At 74.4% G+C, this 15,783-nt stretch carries 2 protein-coding genes (1 of these 2 cut by a window edge); both read right to left on the bottom strand.

All coding sequences use genetic code 11. The annotated features are described in order from the left end of the window. A protein-coding gene (locus F6W97_RS25460) for an SDR family NAD(P)-dependent oxidoreductase (protein WP_155372903.1) crosses the window boundary here: on the bottom strand, positions 1 to 2,929 show its 5' portion. It extends 18,470 nt beyond the left edge of the window; only the first 2,929 of its 21,399 coding nucleotides appear in the window; it begins with the start codon at positions 2,927 to 2,929; the stop codon falls past the left edge of the window. After that, the gene (locus tag F6W97_RS25455; RefSeq protein WP_155372902.1) at positions 2,926 to 15,783 is read right to left on the bottom strand and encodes a non-ribosomal peptide synthetase; all 12,858 of its coding nucleotides are present in this window, start codon (positions 15,781 to 15,783) and stop codon (positions 2,926 to 2,928) included. Before F6W97_RS25455 ends, F6W97_RS25460 begins: the two co-directional genes overlap by 4 nt.

Below are 15,783 nucleotides of genomic sequence, written 5' to 3'. Positions count from 1 at the left end.
CGGCGTCGCGGCGGGAGATGCCGAAGTACGTCGGGTCGAACCGGTCCACGCCGTCGAGGAAGCCGCCCCAGCGGCTGTAGGTCTTGCCCGCCTGGTCCTGCCCGGGGTCGAAGATCGCGTCGTGGTCCCAGCGGTCGGCGGGGACCTCGGTGATGCAGTCACGGCCTTCCTTCAGGTTCTCCCAGAACGCGACCAGGTCCGGGGCCTGCGGATACTGTCCGGCCATGCCGATGACCGCGATGGCGTCGGCGGGTTCGCGCGGATCCAGCCCGGCGGTGACGCGGGCGGCGGCCGCGGCCGGCACGGCTGCCGGGTGAGACGCCGCCTGCGCAGCGGTGTCGGGATCGGGTTCACTGCGCACGTCGAACTGCTCGGCGACCCGCTCCGGATCGCCGTGCACGACGACGACGCGCTGGTGCCCGGAGTCGAGGGCCCGCGCGAACAGGTCCAGACCCGCCCCGCTGGGCAGCGGGCTCATGCCGCGTACCCGGATCGCGTGGTCGACGACGTCGCGCGTCACCTGCATTCCCCCGTCGGCCCACAGCGGCCAGGCGATGGACAGGCTGCGCCCGGCGCGGTCCCCGCGGGCGGCGCGGGCGGCCATGAAGTGGTCCAGATAGGCGTTGGCGTACGCGTAGTCGCACTGTCCCGGGTTGCCGGTCGTCCCGGCCAGCGACGAGAAAGCGGCGAAGAAGTCCAGCTCGTCGCCTGCCGTGGCCTCGTCCAGGTGCGCGACGCCGTGCACCTTGGGGCCGAGCACGGTGCGGATCTCGGCGGGCTGCTTGCCGGTGAAGAGTCCGTCGTGCACGGTGCCGGCGCAGTGGATCACACCGTTGATCACGCCGAACGCGTCGCGGGCGTGGGCCACCAGCTCGGTGACGTCTTCGCGGCGGCGTACGTCGGCGGGCAGGTACCGCACGTCCGCGCCGAGGTCCGCCCACTGCCGCAGCTGTTCCTGCAGCGCCGGGGTGGCCTGCGCCCGGCCGGTGAGGATCAGGCGGGCGCGGTGGGTGCGGGCCAGGTGGTCGGCGAGCAGCCGGCCGAGCCCGCCGGCGCCGCCGGTGATCAGGTAGACGCCGCCGTCGCGCAGCAGCCGTCCGGCGCCGAGCGCGGCCGGGGCGTGCCGGCGTACCCGCCGTGTAGCGCCGTCGTAGTCGACCTCGGGTTCGTTCGCGCGGTCGGCGATCTCCTCGATGATCGCTGCGGCTGCCTGCGTGGCGGAGGTGTCCGCGGGCAGGCCGACGCTGCGGCAGCGCAGCATCGGCAGTTCGGCGGTGACGGTGCGGGCCAGCGCCGCGACGGCGGCGTGGGCCGGTGACGTGCCACGGTGGAGGAACAGCGCGGCCTGGGGGCGGACCTCGCGCAGGTCACCGGCGGCGGCGCAGACGGCCCAGGCGGTCAGTGCGGCCGTCTCGGGGTCGCCGTCGGCGTCGAGCATGCCCGCGTACACGATCGTCCATTGCCTGTCGCCGGACAGGTCGACGCCGGCGAGCAGCCGGGCGAGCTGCTGCCGGCCGGTGTCCCCGGCCGACGCGCCGTGCCAGGTGAGGCCGTGCAGCAGGCCGCCGGCGGCCTCGACCCGCTGCCGCAGCTCCCGCTGCAGCTGGTCCGGGGCGTCGAGCAGGATCACGGCGGGGGCCGACGTGGGGTCCGGGGCGGGAGCCTGGGCCCACGTCGGCCGCAGACAGACCGCGGTGTGCGAGGGCGGCACCTCGGCCGGCTGCTCGCCGCCGGTCCCGTCGTCGCCGCCGGGCGGTGTGGCGGGCGGCCGGAATTCGCCGTAGGTCTCGAACAGGTGCCGGGTCAGGGCTTCGATGGTGGGGTGTTCGAACAGCAGGGTGGGGTACAGCGTCGCGCCGACCACCTCTTCCAGCTCCCGGCTGACGCCGAGCATCGCCACCGACGACAGCCCCATGTCGTAGAAGCCCGCCCTGGTGTCGACCGCGCCCGGCGTGGTGTCGAGCACCACGGCGATCCGCTGCGTGAGCCAGTCCTGGTAGCCCGCGGCCGGGGCGGTGCCGTTGAGGACCGCACCGGTCGGCTGCGGCGACGGCGCAGCGGGCACGGCCGCGGGTCGCACCTCGCGCAGCAGCTCCCGGATCAGTTCGGGCTGGCGGATCCGCTTGCAGGTCAGGCGCGCGAACTCGGCGACGTACCGGCCGTGCTCGTCGTACAGGGCGAAGTCGCTGTGGTACAGCTCCCCGGACGCAGTGAGCGTCTCGGTGCCCGAGACGTGCACGTAGAACCGGCCCCGCAGCGGTCCCACGGCACGGAAGCGCTCGATGAACATCGGGATGTAGGGCTCGGCGGTCGCGACCGGGGCCTGCCCGTAGGCGGCGATCGTGGCGGCGTCGAGCTTGGCCGGGTGCAGGTGGAACGCCGCGGCGTCGGCGCTCGTCTCCTCCTGCGCCAGCTCGGCCAGCAGGTAGGCGTCGCCGATGTGCAGCGGCCCCTGGCAGCGCATCGCCGGGCCGTGCACGATGTGCCGCGACCGGGTGTGGGCGTACATGTCGGCCATCGCCCGGCGCCGGACCGCGCCGGAGGTCAGGCCGGCGACGTCCAGCGGCGGCGGCACCGGTGCAACGGCCGGGGCCAGCGAGGCCCGGAAGTTCTCGCGCCACGGCGAGCACGGTTCGCCGTCGCGCAGCCAGCGGCTCTCGCCGAGCACCGGCCGCAGGCCGCCCACGGCTTCGTCGACGACGAGCCGGATCTGCCGGTCGTAGCCCTCGGCGGTGACGATGGCCTCTTCGAAGACGATGCCGCGCAGCTCGACGGCGGCGGTGTCGACTCCCTGCGCGGCCAGGGCGCGGTACAGGATGTCCAGGAACGTGACGCCGGGCATGACGGACACGCCGTGGACGTGGTGGTTGCGCATGATGAAGTCGTCATCACGCAGCACCAGCAGGCATTCGATGCGGGAGTCGCTCATCGGTGGGACATCTCCTCAGCAGGCGTGTTCTCGCGTCGGGTGGGGCCCGAGGTGAAGTTCAGATCCAAGATCGATGCGCGGGGGCGGGGCGGGGCGGGCTCCGGTACGGCGTGCCCGGGGTGGGCCGGCGCCTCCAGCCAGTGCCGCCGCCGCTGGAACACCGGCCGGGGCAGCGGTTGGCGGGTCTGCGGCCACTGCCCGCGCAGCCGCGGTTCCAGCTCGCTGGCGATCAGGTGCGCGTTGGTGCCGCCGAGCCCGAACGCGCTGACCCCGGCGGCGCGGATGCGTCCCCGGGCGGGCCAGTCGCGCAGGGCGGTGTTGGGGAAGAACGGCGAGGCCGCGAAGTCGAAGCGCGGGTTGGGCGTGTCGCAGAACAGCGTGGCCGGGATCTGCCCGTGCTCCAGGGACAGCACGACCTTGAGCAGTCCGGCCATGCCGGCCGCGCTGAGCAGGTGGCCGATGTTGGTTTTGACGCTGCCGATCGCGCAGTAGCCCCGCTGGTCGGTCGTCTCCTGGAACACGCCCGTCAGCGCGCGCAGCTCGATCGGGTCGCCGATCATCGTGCCGGTGCCGTGGGCTTCGAGCATGCCGATGTCGTCGGCGCTCAGCCCACTGACGGCCAGCGCCCGCCGGATCACCTTCGCCTGCGCGGCCGGGTTGGGGGTGGTCAGCCCCATGGTGTGGCCGTCGTTGTTGACCGCCACCGCGTTGATCACGGCGGCGATGCGGTCGCCGTCGGCCAGTGCCCGAGCGAGAGGTTTGAGCAGCACGATGCCGCAGCCCTCGCCGGGGACGAAACCGTCGGCGTCGCGGTCGAAGGTGGCGCAGCGGCCCGACGGGGACAGCGCCCGTGCGGCGCTGAACTCCAGGTACGGCTTCTCGTCGAGCAGGATGTCGACGCCGCCGGCCAGCGCCATGTCGGATTCGCCCTCCAGCAGGCTGCGGCAGGCGGCCTGGACGGCGGCCAGCGCGGATGAGCAGGCGCTGTCGACGACCAGGTTGGGGCCGTGCAGGTCGAGGTGGTGCGACACCCGGGCGGCGATGAAGTTCTGGTCGGTGCCCAGCCCAGCCGGGCCGGTCCGTACGCCGACCCGGTCGCCGTAGTTGCCCATCCGCGCGCCGACGAAGACCCCGACGTCGCGCCCGCCGACCTCGTCCAGCGGGTAGCCGGCGTCGGCGAGGCAGGCCACGGCGCCTTCGAGGAACAGGCGCAGCGCCGGGTCGAGACACAGCGCCTCCTCCTCGGTCATGCCGAAGAACCCGGCGTCGAAGTCCTCGATGCCCTCGACGAAGCCGCCCCACCTGCTGATGCTGTGTCCGGCCTCGTGGGTCGGCCGGTAGAGGCTGCGGTGGTCCCAGCGCGACGGCGGGATCTCGGTGACCGAGCAGATCCCGGCGGCGAGGTTGGCCCAGAACGCGGCGGGATCGGGTGCCCCCGGGAATCGGCAGTCCAGGCCGATCACCGCGATACGCCGATCCTGCTCGGGCGCCACCTGCGTCCCCGATGCGACGTCGATCGCCGCTGCCGAAGCCGAAGCGGGAGCCGCTGTCACCGGCGGGGTCGCCGCGGCCTGCACCGTCGGTGTCGGTGTCGGCGACGGTGTCGGTGTCGGTGTCGGTGTCGGTGTCGGTGTCGGTGTCGGTGTCGGTGTCGGTGTCGGTGTCGGTGTCGGCGAGGCGACCGGGGCCGGCTGAGGCAGGGACTGGTTCAGGTGCGCGCCCAGCCGGGTCAGGGTGGGGTGCTCCAGCAGCAGGGCGGGTTCCACGCTGCGGCCGAGGACGTTCTCGATGCGCACCACGAGTTCGCCGAGCATCACCGACTCCACGCCCAGGTCACCGAACGATGCCGTCGGGTCGAGGTCCTGGTGGGCGATCTGCAGCGCGTCGGCGAAGATGTCGGTCAGCCACTGCGGCGGCTCACCCGGGGCCTGCGCCGCCACCGGCTCGTCGAGCCTCTCCGGGGCGGCGACCGGCTGCGGTGCCGTTGCGGCGACCGCGGATTCCAGCCCGCCCGGTTTGGCCGCGAGCATCGTCGCCGCGTCGAACCGGCCCGGCAGGGCGAGGCAGGGCACGACCTGGGTCAGGCCGGTGGTGGTCAGCACCGTGTCCAGGACCTGCAGGCCCTGCTCGACGCTGAGCGAGTCCAGTCCTGCGGCGGCGCATCCGTCGGGCCGGTCCGCGGCCATGCCGGTGTCACGCCAGGTGGGCCAGTTGACGCTGCGGTAGGCGGTGTCACCCAGCCGTGCCTGGACCCCAGCGAAGAAGTCCAGGTGGGCGTTGGCGGCCGCGTACTCGCTGACGCCCGCGCCCAGCCGCGGCACGACGGCGCTGACCGAGGACATGAGCAGGAAGAACGACGGGTCGTCGGCGGCGCACAGGCGGGCGAGCCGGCGCAGCCCTTCGTCCTTGGGCCCGAACACCTGCTCAAGGTCGTCGGTGGTCTTGTGGACGAAGGACGGCCTGCCGCGGCTGGGCCGCCCGGCGCAGTGCACGACGCCGCCGACCGGCCCGAGTGAGCGCCGGACGTCCTTGAGGAACGAGGCGAGGCCGCTCTCGTCGGACAGGCCGCCGCCGTACACGGCCACCTGCGCGCCGGCCTGTTCGAGCTGCCGCACCCCGGCCACGGCCGCCGCGACGTCGAGGGCCAGGTCCGCCGAGCGCCACCGGTCGCGGGGCGGGATCGCGGTGGTCGACAGCAGCGCGAGGCGGCGAGCGCCGCGGCTGACCAGCCAGCGGGCGATGTGCGCGCCGACGCCGCGGGTGCCGCCGGAGACCAGGTACACCTTGGCCGGGTCGGCGGCGAACGGGGCTTTGACCGGCGCGTTCACCGGGGCGAGCCGGGCGGTCAGGCGGCGGCCCGCGCGCAGGCACACTTCGGCGGTCTGCTCGCGCAGGGGCCATTCGGCGGCGGCCGCGGCTGCCGTGGCGTCGCCGTCGGTGTCGACGTCCAGGACGGTGGCGTGCACGTTGCGGTGTTCGGCGCCGAGCAGCCGTACGAAGCCGGCCAGGTGGGCGCCGGCCGTGGTCGGCGGCGCGCCGGGCGGATCCTGCAGTCCTCGGGTGACGTGCAGCAACCGCAGCGCCGCCGGGGCGCGCCGGACCAGCAGCCGCTGCAGCAGCGCCACCCGGGCCTGCCACGGGCCCGGGTCGTCGCCGGGGCGGTCGACGTCGGCCAGGTCGATCCACCCGCCGATGTCGCCGTGGCTGTCGACGAGCCGGTCGACGAGGTCGGCGGCCTGCTCGGGCGTGGTGAAACCGGGCAGGCCGTCGTGCGGCCCGTCTTCACTGACCAGCAGCACGCGGTCGGGGCGCAGCGCCTCGGCGAACCGTTCGGCGAGCGCGCGGGTGCGTGCGGAGTGGACGCAGACGACAGACCCGGCCGTCGGCACGCTCGCCGGGTCGGCTGCGGGCTCCCACACCTTGACGTGCAGCGCGACCTCGCGGTCGGGGGCGGCCTGCGGCAGCGGTGCGGCGGGTGGCGGCTCGGGCCAGTACCTGTTGCGGGCGAACGGATACGTCGGGAGGCTGACGATGCGGCGGGGGCCGTGGTGCAGGCGGGCCCAGTCGACGTCGCCACCGGCGGCCCAGTGCCGGGCGAGCGCGGACGCGTCGGCATACACGTCGTCGGCCGGTGGCGGGCCGGGTGGCACATCGGCCCCGGGGGTGCGGCCGCGGATCACGCCGGTGGTGTCGCCGTCGCCGTAGGCGGCCAGCACCGCTCGCAGCTCGGACAGGTCGGACACGATCGCGGCGAGGCGCTCGCGCAAAGGTTCGCGCCCCACCTGCAGCGTGTGGGCGAGGTCGGCCAGGTTCGGCGCGGGGTCCGCGGCCAGGCGGGCCGCCAGCCGGGTGACCGATTCGGACAGGCGCTGCTCGTCGCGTGCGGACAGCACGACGACGTGCGGACCGTCGGCCTCGGCTCCGGCGGGTGCGGGCAGCGGCAGGTGCTCCTCGACGATGACGTGCGCGTTGGCGCCGCCCGCGCCGAACGAGCTGATCCCGGCACGGCGCGGCCCGGTTCCGCCGTCGTTCTGCGGGGGCTCGGGCCAGGGCGCGGTGTCCTGCTGCACGGTGAACGGGCAGGCCGGCCAGTCGATGTTGTCGTTGAGCGACCGGGCGTGCAGCGAGGGGGCCAGGCGGCGGTGGCGCAGTTGCAGCACGACCTTGGTCAGCCCGGCGATGCCCGCGGCGGCCTCGAGATGGCCGATGTTGGACTTCACCGAGCCGATCGCGCACGAGCCCGGCGGGAGGTCGCCGAATGCCCGCATCAAGCCGTTGATCTCGACCGGGTCGCCCAGTGCGGTGCCGGTGCCGTGCGCTTCGACGTAGCCGATCGTGCGCGGATCGATCCCGGACCGGCGCAGCGCGTCGGCGACCAGCTCGCCCTGCGCGACCGAGCTGGGCACCATGTACCCGTTGGTCCTGCCGCCGTGGTTCACGGCCGTCGCGCGGATGACGGCGTGTACCCGGTCGCCGTCGGCGACGGCCTGGCGCAGCGGCTTGAGCAGCACCGCACCGGCGCCTTCGCCGGGCACGAAGCCGTCGCCACCCGCGCCGAAGCTGCGGCAGCGGTGGTCGGTGGAGCTCATGCGCAGGCGGTGCTGCTGGCGGAACTTGTGCGGGTGCAGCGACAGGTTGACGCCGCCGGCGAGCGCGACCTCGCACTCGCCGCGGCGCAGGCTCTCCACGGCCAGGTGCAGCGCGGTCAGCGACGCCGAGCACATGGTGTCGACGGTCATGCTGGGGCCGTGCAGGTCCAGGAAGTAGGAGACGCGGTTGGCGATCCCGGCGACCGCCGAGCCGGTGTCGGTCGGGGTGCCCTGCAGTGACCGCTCGACCCCGAAGTACGGGTACTCGTTGTACATGGAGGCGGCGTAAACGCCGACCCGGCCCTGGTGGCGCTGCCGCAGCCGCCGGCGGGGGTAGCCGGCGTCCTCCAGGGTCTCCCACACCACCTCCAGGAAGATCCGTTCCTGCGGGTCCATGTAGACGGCGTCGCGGGGCGTGATGTTGAAGAAGAGCGGGTCGAAGGTGTCGACGTCGTCGAGGAAGCCGCCCCACATCAGGTCGACCGGCCAGCCCGGCTCGCGCCGCCGCTCGGGGATCTGGCCGATGGCGTCGTGTCCCTGTTCGAGCAGCTGCCAGAACTGGTCCAGGGTGCTCGCCCGCGGGTAGCGGCCCGCGATCCCTATGACGGCGATGGCGTCGTCGGTGTCGTCGCCGGTCTCGGCGGACGGCCGCACGACGGCGTCCGGTGCCACCGGCGGCGCGGCCGGTGCCGGGTCGCGCCAGGGGCCGTCGTCGCGGGCGGCGAGTTCGGCGACGATCGAGGCCAGGTCGCCGTGGTCGAAGAACAGGGTCTTCGACAGCGGGCGGGTGAAGTCCGCGGCCAGCCTCGCGTTGAGCTGGGCCACGAGGAAGGAACTGATCCCGTAGTGCTCCAGCGGGGTCCGCGGGTCCAACCGGTCCGCCGGAATACCGGCGACCTGCGCATAGAGCTCAACCAGGTATCGCTGCGCGGCGTCGTGGCGTTCCGGGGCGTTCGTGGGGCTCGCGGCGGTCGCGGGCACGGCCGGTGCGGCGTGCTCCTCTGCGGCGAACGGGTATGTGGGCAGGGGGATGCGGCGTGCCCCCGCCGCACGCGGCCAGGCCACCTCACCCCCCGCGAGCCAGGTTTCGACCGCTCGGACCGGGTCGCCCGCGTCGGCCGTCCGGTCCGCGACAGACCCGGCCGCTCCGGTCGCGGCCGCCGTGCGGCGACCCGGCTGCACCACCGACTCGCTGACGGCGGGGTGCGGGGTGCGCCGCTCATACGCGTCCAGGGCGGCGAGCAGTTCGGCGACGTCCGTGACGACGACGGCCAGCCGGTGGGCCATGGCGACCCGCCCGGTCTGCAGGGTGAAAGCGAGGTCGGACAACCGTGGCGCGTCGGTCTGTCCGCGCGTGGCGGCCAGGTGGACCCGCAGCCGGCGGGCCGCCTCGCGCAGCTGCGCCTCGGAGGCCGCCGACAGGACGACCGCCTGGGGTCCGCCGGTGGCGTCGACTGCCGTGGCGGTCGGCTGCGGGCCGCGCAGCACCACCTGGGCGTGTGACCCGGTCGCGCCGACGGCGTTGACCAGGGCCCGCTGCCGGCCGTCGGCGGGCCACGGCACGCTCGCCGTGGGCACGGTCAGCGGGAGAGCCGCCCAGTCGACCAGCGGTGTGCGCTGTGCCGCGAGCAGGGTCGGCGCGAGCCGGCCGTGGCGCATCTGCAGCAGCACCTTGAGCAGCTGCGACATGCCGGAGGCGGCTTCCAGGTGCCCGATGTTGGGTTTGACCGTCCCGGCCTGCACCGGCGCGTGGGCGAAGACCTCGGCGACCGCCTCGGCCTCGGCGGCGTCGGCGACGCCCGCACCGGCTGCGGCGCACTCCACATAGGTGACGTCTGCCGGGTCGACCTGTGCCCGTGCCAGGACCTCGCGCATCGACGCGGCCAGTCCCCGGGTGTTGGGCACGCCGAACCTGCCGCTGCCGCCGGTGTGGCCGATCGCGGTCGCCTCGACGACGGCGCGCACGGTGTCGCCGTCGGTTTCGGCGCGGGCGGCCGGGCGCAGCAGCACCGCGCCGACGCCCTCCCCCGGGTTCCAGCCGGAGCCGTCGGCCGAGTAGGCCGGGGCGGCCGTCTCGGCGAGCAGCCCGGCGTCGGCGAGCAGCGCCAGGTGGTACGGGTGCATGACCAGGTTGGCGGCGGTGACGACGGCCGCGTCGCACTCGCCGCGTCGCAGGCTCTCCACGGCCAGGTGCAGCGCGGTCAGCGACGACGAGCAGGAGGTGTTGACGGCGACGCTGGGCCCGTCGAAGCCGAAGTAGTGGGAGATCCGGTTGGGGATGTCGGAGGCCAGCGCGGACACCCTGGCCGGGCCGGACGCCGCCCACGCCTGCTGGCCGACGTGCTGGTAGTCGTGCCACATCACGGCGGCGAAGACCCCGACGCGCGGCGACCGCTCGCGCAGCCGCTCAGGGGTGTGCCCGGCGTCCTCCAGGCACTCCCATACCGCGTGCAGCATCATCCGGAGCTGCGGGTCCAGGGCGGCGGCCTCGACCGGGGCGACGCGGAACAGCATGCTGTCGAAGCGCTGCGTGTCGGGCAGGAACCCGCCGGTGAGGCCGGCGGGCACGTCCGGGCCGGTGAGCTGCCGGTGGGCCGGGACGGGGCCGAGGGCGCACCGGCCGGTGCCGAGCAGCTGCCAGTACTCGTCGAGGTTGTCCGCGCCGGGGAACCGGCCGGCCATGCCGACGATCGCGACCTCCGGCACCGCCTGCGGTGTCACGGTGGCGGGCGCGAACGTCGGCTGCGCCAGGGTCCCGGCCGGGTGCCGCACCCGCCCGCCCATGAAGGCGTGCAGGAACACGTGGCTGTCGTCGAGGTCGAACTGGTCGCGGATCTGGTCGAAGGTCATCGTGCCGACCGGGCACAGCCCGACCTCGGCCGCGCCCTGCCCCATCATCAGCAGCTGTCCCATGTAGCCGGCTTCCAGCAGCAGGAAGCGCTCGCTGACGGCCTCGTAGATCGGGGCGATGCCGTGCAGCTGCCCGATGAGGTAGATGCCGAAGGCGGCGCCGTCGAACACCGGCCGGTTGTAGTAGAAGTGCACCGTGCGGTCGATCTGCGGGGTGGCGTTGACCAGGTGCAGGGCGTGCTCGCGCGGGTGGTAGTAGTAGATCCCCTCGGCCAGGCCGTCGACGGCGTCCGGGCGCACGTGGACGTAGGTCTGCACGGCGTAGGTCTCGCCGGCCGACGGGTACAGGTGCCGGGCCTGGCCGTCGACATGCGACCGGCGCAGCAGCGCCAGCAGGCCGGTGAACGAGGCCAGCGGTAGCGGCGCGTCGAGGTACTCGCGGCGGCTGCCGCGCCACCGGTAGTGCTCCGGCGGCAGGTCGTGGTCGGGCAGGCGGGTGACGGGCTGGTCGGGCCTGGCGCGGCGCAGGTTCCACGCCTGCGCCTTGAACGCGTCGCGCTGTTCCGGGGCGAACATGTCGACCTGGCCGGGACCGGCCGCCGCCGGGACCGGCTCGGCGATCGCGGTCACCGTTGCGGCCGGGGCGGCGGACGGGCCGGTGGACGCGGTGGGCAGGCCGATCCGGTCGGCGACGATCCGCGCGATGCCTGCCGCAGTGGGTTCGTCGATGAGCGCGGACACGGGCACCCGCTGCTGGTACTTCTTCTGCAGCGCGGCGGAGACCTGGACCATGGTGAACGAGGTGCAGCCCTGGTCCCACAGGTCTTCGTGCGCGTCGACGGCCGCCACGGCGAGCACCTCGGCGAACATGGCAGCGACCTCGGCCGTCAGCCGCGCCAGGTCCGCGCCGCCGGCCTGGGACACGGCTGCAGGTTGGGGCACGGATGCCGGCTGGGACACGACTGCGGGCTGGGACACGGCTGCGGGGTGGGGCACGGGTGCCGGCTGCGCGGCGGCTTCGGGCTGCGGGACGGCGTCGGGCTGCGGGACGGCGTCGTCCTGGGCGGCGGCTTCGGGCAGCGGGACGGGCGGCCACGGCAGGGCGGCGCGGTCGAGCTTGCCGTTGTGCGTGCCGGGGAACGACCGCATGAGCACGACATGGTTGGGCACCATGTACGCGGGCAGGCTCACCGCGCAGTGGGCGCGCAGCTCGGCGGTCGTCGGCGCGTCGGGCCCGGGGATGACGTACGCGACCAGCTTGTCGTCGCCGCCGTCGTGGCGCTGCAGCACGACGGCCTCGCGCACGGCGGGATGGGTGCGCAGGCGGTGCTCGATCTCGCCCAGTTCGACCCGGTGACCGCGGATCTTGACCTGGTGGTCGGTCCGGCCGAGGATGCTCAGGTTGCCGTCGGCCATCCACATCGCCCGGTCGCCGGTGCGGTACATCAGCTCGTCCGGATCGTCGTGGAACGGGTCGCGCACGAACCGCTCCGCGGTGAGCTCGGGCTGGTGGCGGAAGCCGACCGCCAGGCACATCCCGGCGGTGTACAGCTCGCCCGCCGTGCCGACCGGGCACGGGCACAGCTGCTCGTCGAGCACGTAGTGACGGGTGTTGTCGATGGGCCTGCCGTAGGGGATGCTGCGCCAGGCGGGGTCGACGACACCGACCCGGTAGATGTTGGACCACACGGTGGTCTCGGTCGGCCCGCCCAGCGCGATGATCTCCGCGTACGGGAACGCGGACCGGACCGCGTCCGGCAGCGACAGCGGGATGAAGTCCCCGGCGAGGCAGACCCGCCGCAGGCTGCCCGCGCCCCGGTCGCCACGGCAGCGCTCCAGCAGCGGGGTGAGCTGGTGCAGGGTGGTGGGCGCCGAGTTCCACAGGGTGACCGGCTCGGTGAGCAGCACGTCGAGGAGCAGCTCGGGGTCGCGCTGCTGGTCCTCGTCGGCGAGGTACATCCCGGCGCCGAGGGCGAGCAGGCCCAGCATGTCGAAGACGGACAGGTCGAAGCTCAGCGAGGTGACCGCGAGGCCGACGTCGTCGGGGGACACGGGGAACTCCCGGCCGCAGAAGGCGATCAGGTTGCGCACCGAGCGGTGGGCGACCTCGACGCCCTTGGGCACCCCGGTGCTGCCCGAGGTGAAGATGACGTAGGCGCTGTCGTCGAGTCCCGCGACCGGCTCGGGGTCGGTGTCGGCGCGCGGGTCGTGCCGCATCGCCTCGTCGCGGTCGACCTCGATGACCGAGACCTGCGCGGGCACGCTGCCCTGGGCGGTCCCGGACGTGGTCAGCACGATGTCGGCGCGGGCGCTGCGCAGCATCGTCTCGCCGCGCTCGTCGGGCAGCGACGGGTCGAGCGGCAGGTAGGCCGCGCCCGCTTTGAGGATGCCGTGCACCGCCGCGACCATGTCCAGGTCGCGGCGCATCCGCACCCCGACCACGGCTCCACGCCCGACGCCCAGGTCCTTGAGCCGCCAGGCGATCCGGTTGGCGCGGCGGTTCAGCTCGCCATAGGTCATGGTCCCGTCGCGCCGGCGCACCGCGACCGCATCGGGGGCGCGGTGCGCCCACTGCTGGCACAGCATGTGTACGGGCAGGTCGTCGGGCAGCGGGACGGCCGTGTCGTTCCACTCGTACAGGACCCGGTGCCGCCAGTCGTCCTCGGCGGGCTCCTCCGGTGTGCAAAGCGACTCCACCGCCTGCTCGAAGGCGGCGAACAGCTCGGCGGGCGCGCCCGGCGCGAAGTCGTCGGCGACGACGTCCCAGCAGTAGAACAGCTCGTCGCCCTCGGCCACCGCGATGCAGTCCAGCGCGCAGTCGGGGGTGCTGGTCAGCCACGGCCCCTGGCGCACCCCGGCGGGCAGCGACTGCTCGGTCAGATCGACCAGCGCCGTGTACACCACGGGGTAGTCGTTGGCGACGCCGCGGCGCTCCTTCATCACCAGGCGGCGCATCTCCCGCAGCGCCCCCACGTCGCGGGCGGTGAGGTCGTCGTCGAGCTGCCGGCGGTAGGCGCGGGCCGCCTCGCGCAGCGGCGTGGCCGCGTCGGCGCCGGTGATCCAGGTGAGGAATGAGAACTCGCCGGGCCGCGCACCTTCGCCCCACGACACCACCGTCACCGCGTACGGCGACCGGTGGCGCGTCGACAGCGCCCGGGTCAGCGCGGCCAGCAGCAGGTCGTCGACCGTGACGCCGTCGGCGGCGGCGCGCTGCGCCAGGGCACGGTAGCCGCCGGTGCGTGCCTGCAGCCGGGTCCGGGTGCGCCGGCCGCCGCTGCCGCCCAGCTCCGGGCCGGGAGGAATGTCGGGCAGCCGCCGCCGCCAGTATTGCGTCGCCTGCTGGTGCGCGTCGGTCCCCGGTGCGGCCGGCGGCGGCGCGTGCGGCACCGTACGTGGCTCGGCCTGCGGGTCGGCGTAGAGCCGCCACAGCTCCCGGAACAGCCCGTGGATGCTGAGGCCGTCGGCGATCAGCAGGTCCAGGGCGCAGTGCACGGTGCACGCGCCGGTCTGGTCGCGGGTGACCCGGATGTCGAACAGCGGCCACCGCCCCAGCGGCAGCGGCCGGTGCGTCATCTGCTCGCGCAGCCGCTCGTCCAGCTGCGCCCGGTCGGCGGTGTCGACGACCGGCACGACCCACCGGTCGGGGGCCTGCGGCAGCACCCGGCAGACGCCGTCCCGCCCGATCTGCGTACGCAGCACCTCGTACCCGCCCACCAGCCGCAGGACCGCGGACTCCAGCCGGTCGAGGTCCAGGTCGGCGACGTCGAAGCTCTGGTAGCACTGGCAGCCGTCGGCGTCCTCGGCCAACCTGGCGACCAGGTACGCCTGCTGCAGCTCGTGTCGCAGCGGAGCGGCGTTCTCGGCGACCTGCCCGGCGGTGAGGGAGTTGAGCAGCGCCGCGAACGCGGTGTCCACGACGCCCGGCGCGAAGCGGGTGTCGTCGACGTCCCAGCGCAGCCGCAGCCCGCCGTCGACCTCCCACATCTGGTGGTCCAGCGCGACACCCGAGGTCTGGCTGACGCCGTACTCGATCGCGGCGCCGAAACCGCCCGCGACGCCGGGCCCGGGGCCGACGTCGAGCAGGCTGGTGAACACGACCGGCGGCCCGGCCTCGCCACGGCGGCCCCGGGCGCGCAAAGCCTCGATCCCGGAGACGAGCCCGTGCCGCAGGTGCTCGCCGAGTCTGTCGTTGACGGCGCGGACCGCTTCGCCGGCCGGCCACGCCAGCGTCTCACCGATGACCATCAGGCAGGTGGACGTGAACGGGCCGACCACGCCGTCGGCGTCGGCGGGCAGCCGGGGCCGGTCGCTGGTGGTGACGACGACCGAGAACGGCTGGGTCGCGCCCGTGCGGGCCAGTGCCTCGCCGAACGCGGTCAGCACCAGGGCCGTCGGCGACACCGACAGCTCGCGGGCGGTCTCGCGCAGCGCCTGCCACTGCCGGGGCGGCACCGTGGCGTCCAGCGGCCGGCGCACCCGCACGCCGCCGGTCGGCGGGGTTGCGGGCAGCACCAGGTCGGGCCCGGCCGGCAGGTCCGCCAGCTCGGCGGCCCAGTAGGCGTGGTCGGCGCGGTGGCTGTCGCCGTCGCGCTGGGCGGCCAGGGCCGTCACGCAGGCGCGCGGCGTGACGGCGGGCGGGTGCGCCGTCACGTCCGGGTCCTGGTACCGCTCGTGCCACTGCTGTAGCAGCAGCGCGTAGCCGTGCCCGTCGACGACGAGGGTGTCCAGGCTGAAATGGACCAGGCCGCTGCCGTCGGGCAGGACCGACACCTCGATGCCGAACAGCGGCCAGGAATCCGGTTCGTAGCGGTGGTGCGACATACGCCGGCGCACCTGTTCGCGGTGCCGCCCGGCGGCCTGCTCGTCGAGGCCGGCCAGCTGGTGCGTCGGCATGTCCCAGGCCGGGGCCTGCGCCATGACGTGCTGGGTGCCGTCGGCCGACACGACGGCGCGCAGCATGTCGTGCCGGTCGACGAGGTCCTGCCAGGCCCGGCGGAGCCGGCCGGGGTCGATGTCGGCGACGCGGAACTCGCGGTAGAGGTGGCAGCCGAACGCGTCGTCGGCGTCGCCTTCCTTGGCCACGAGGTATGCCTGCTGCAGGACGGTGACGGGGAAGGGCTCGTGCGCGTCGTCGCCGGAGGGCGTGCCCGTGTCGGCGACGAAGGAGGCGTCGCCCTCGGCGGCGATGCGTGCCACGAGCTCGTCGCGGGTGGCTCCGGCCAGCCACGCCGCGGGCACGTCGACGCCGGTGGCGTTGCGGATCTCCAGCCAGAGCCGGGTCAGGGCCAGTGAGGTGAGTCCCCAGTCGCGCATGCTGCCGGCCGGTTCGCCGGTCGCGCCGTCCGGGCGGACCCGGTCCAGCAGCAGCCGCACCGTTTCCGAGGCAGCGTGCAGCGTCTCGTTGCTCGATGGCAC

It is taken from the genome of Catellatospora vulcania, assembly GCF_009720385.1.
In the GTDB taxonomy this organism is placed as follows: domain Bacteria; phylum Actinomycetota; class Actinomycetes; order Mycobacteriales; family Micromonosporaceae; genus Catellatospora; species Catellatospora vulcania.
The sequence above is the reverse complement of the archived record's forward strand: the minus strand, read 5'-3'. Positions and strand labels throughout refer to the sequence as shown.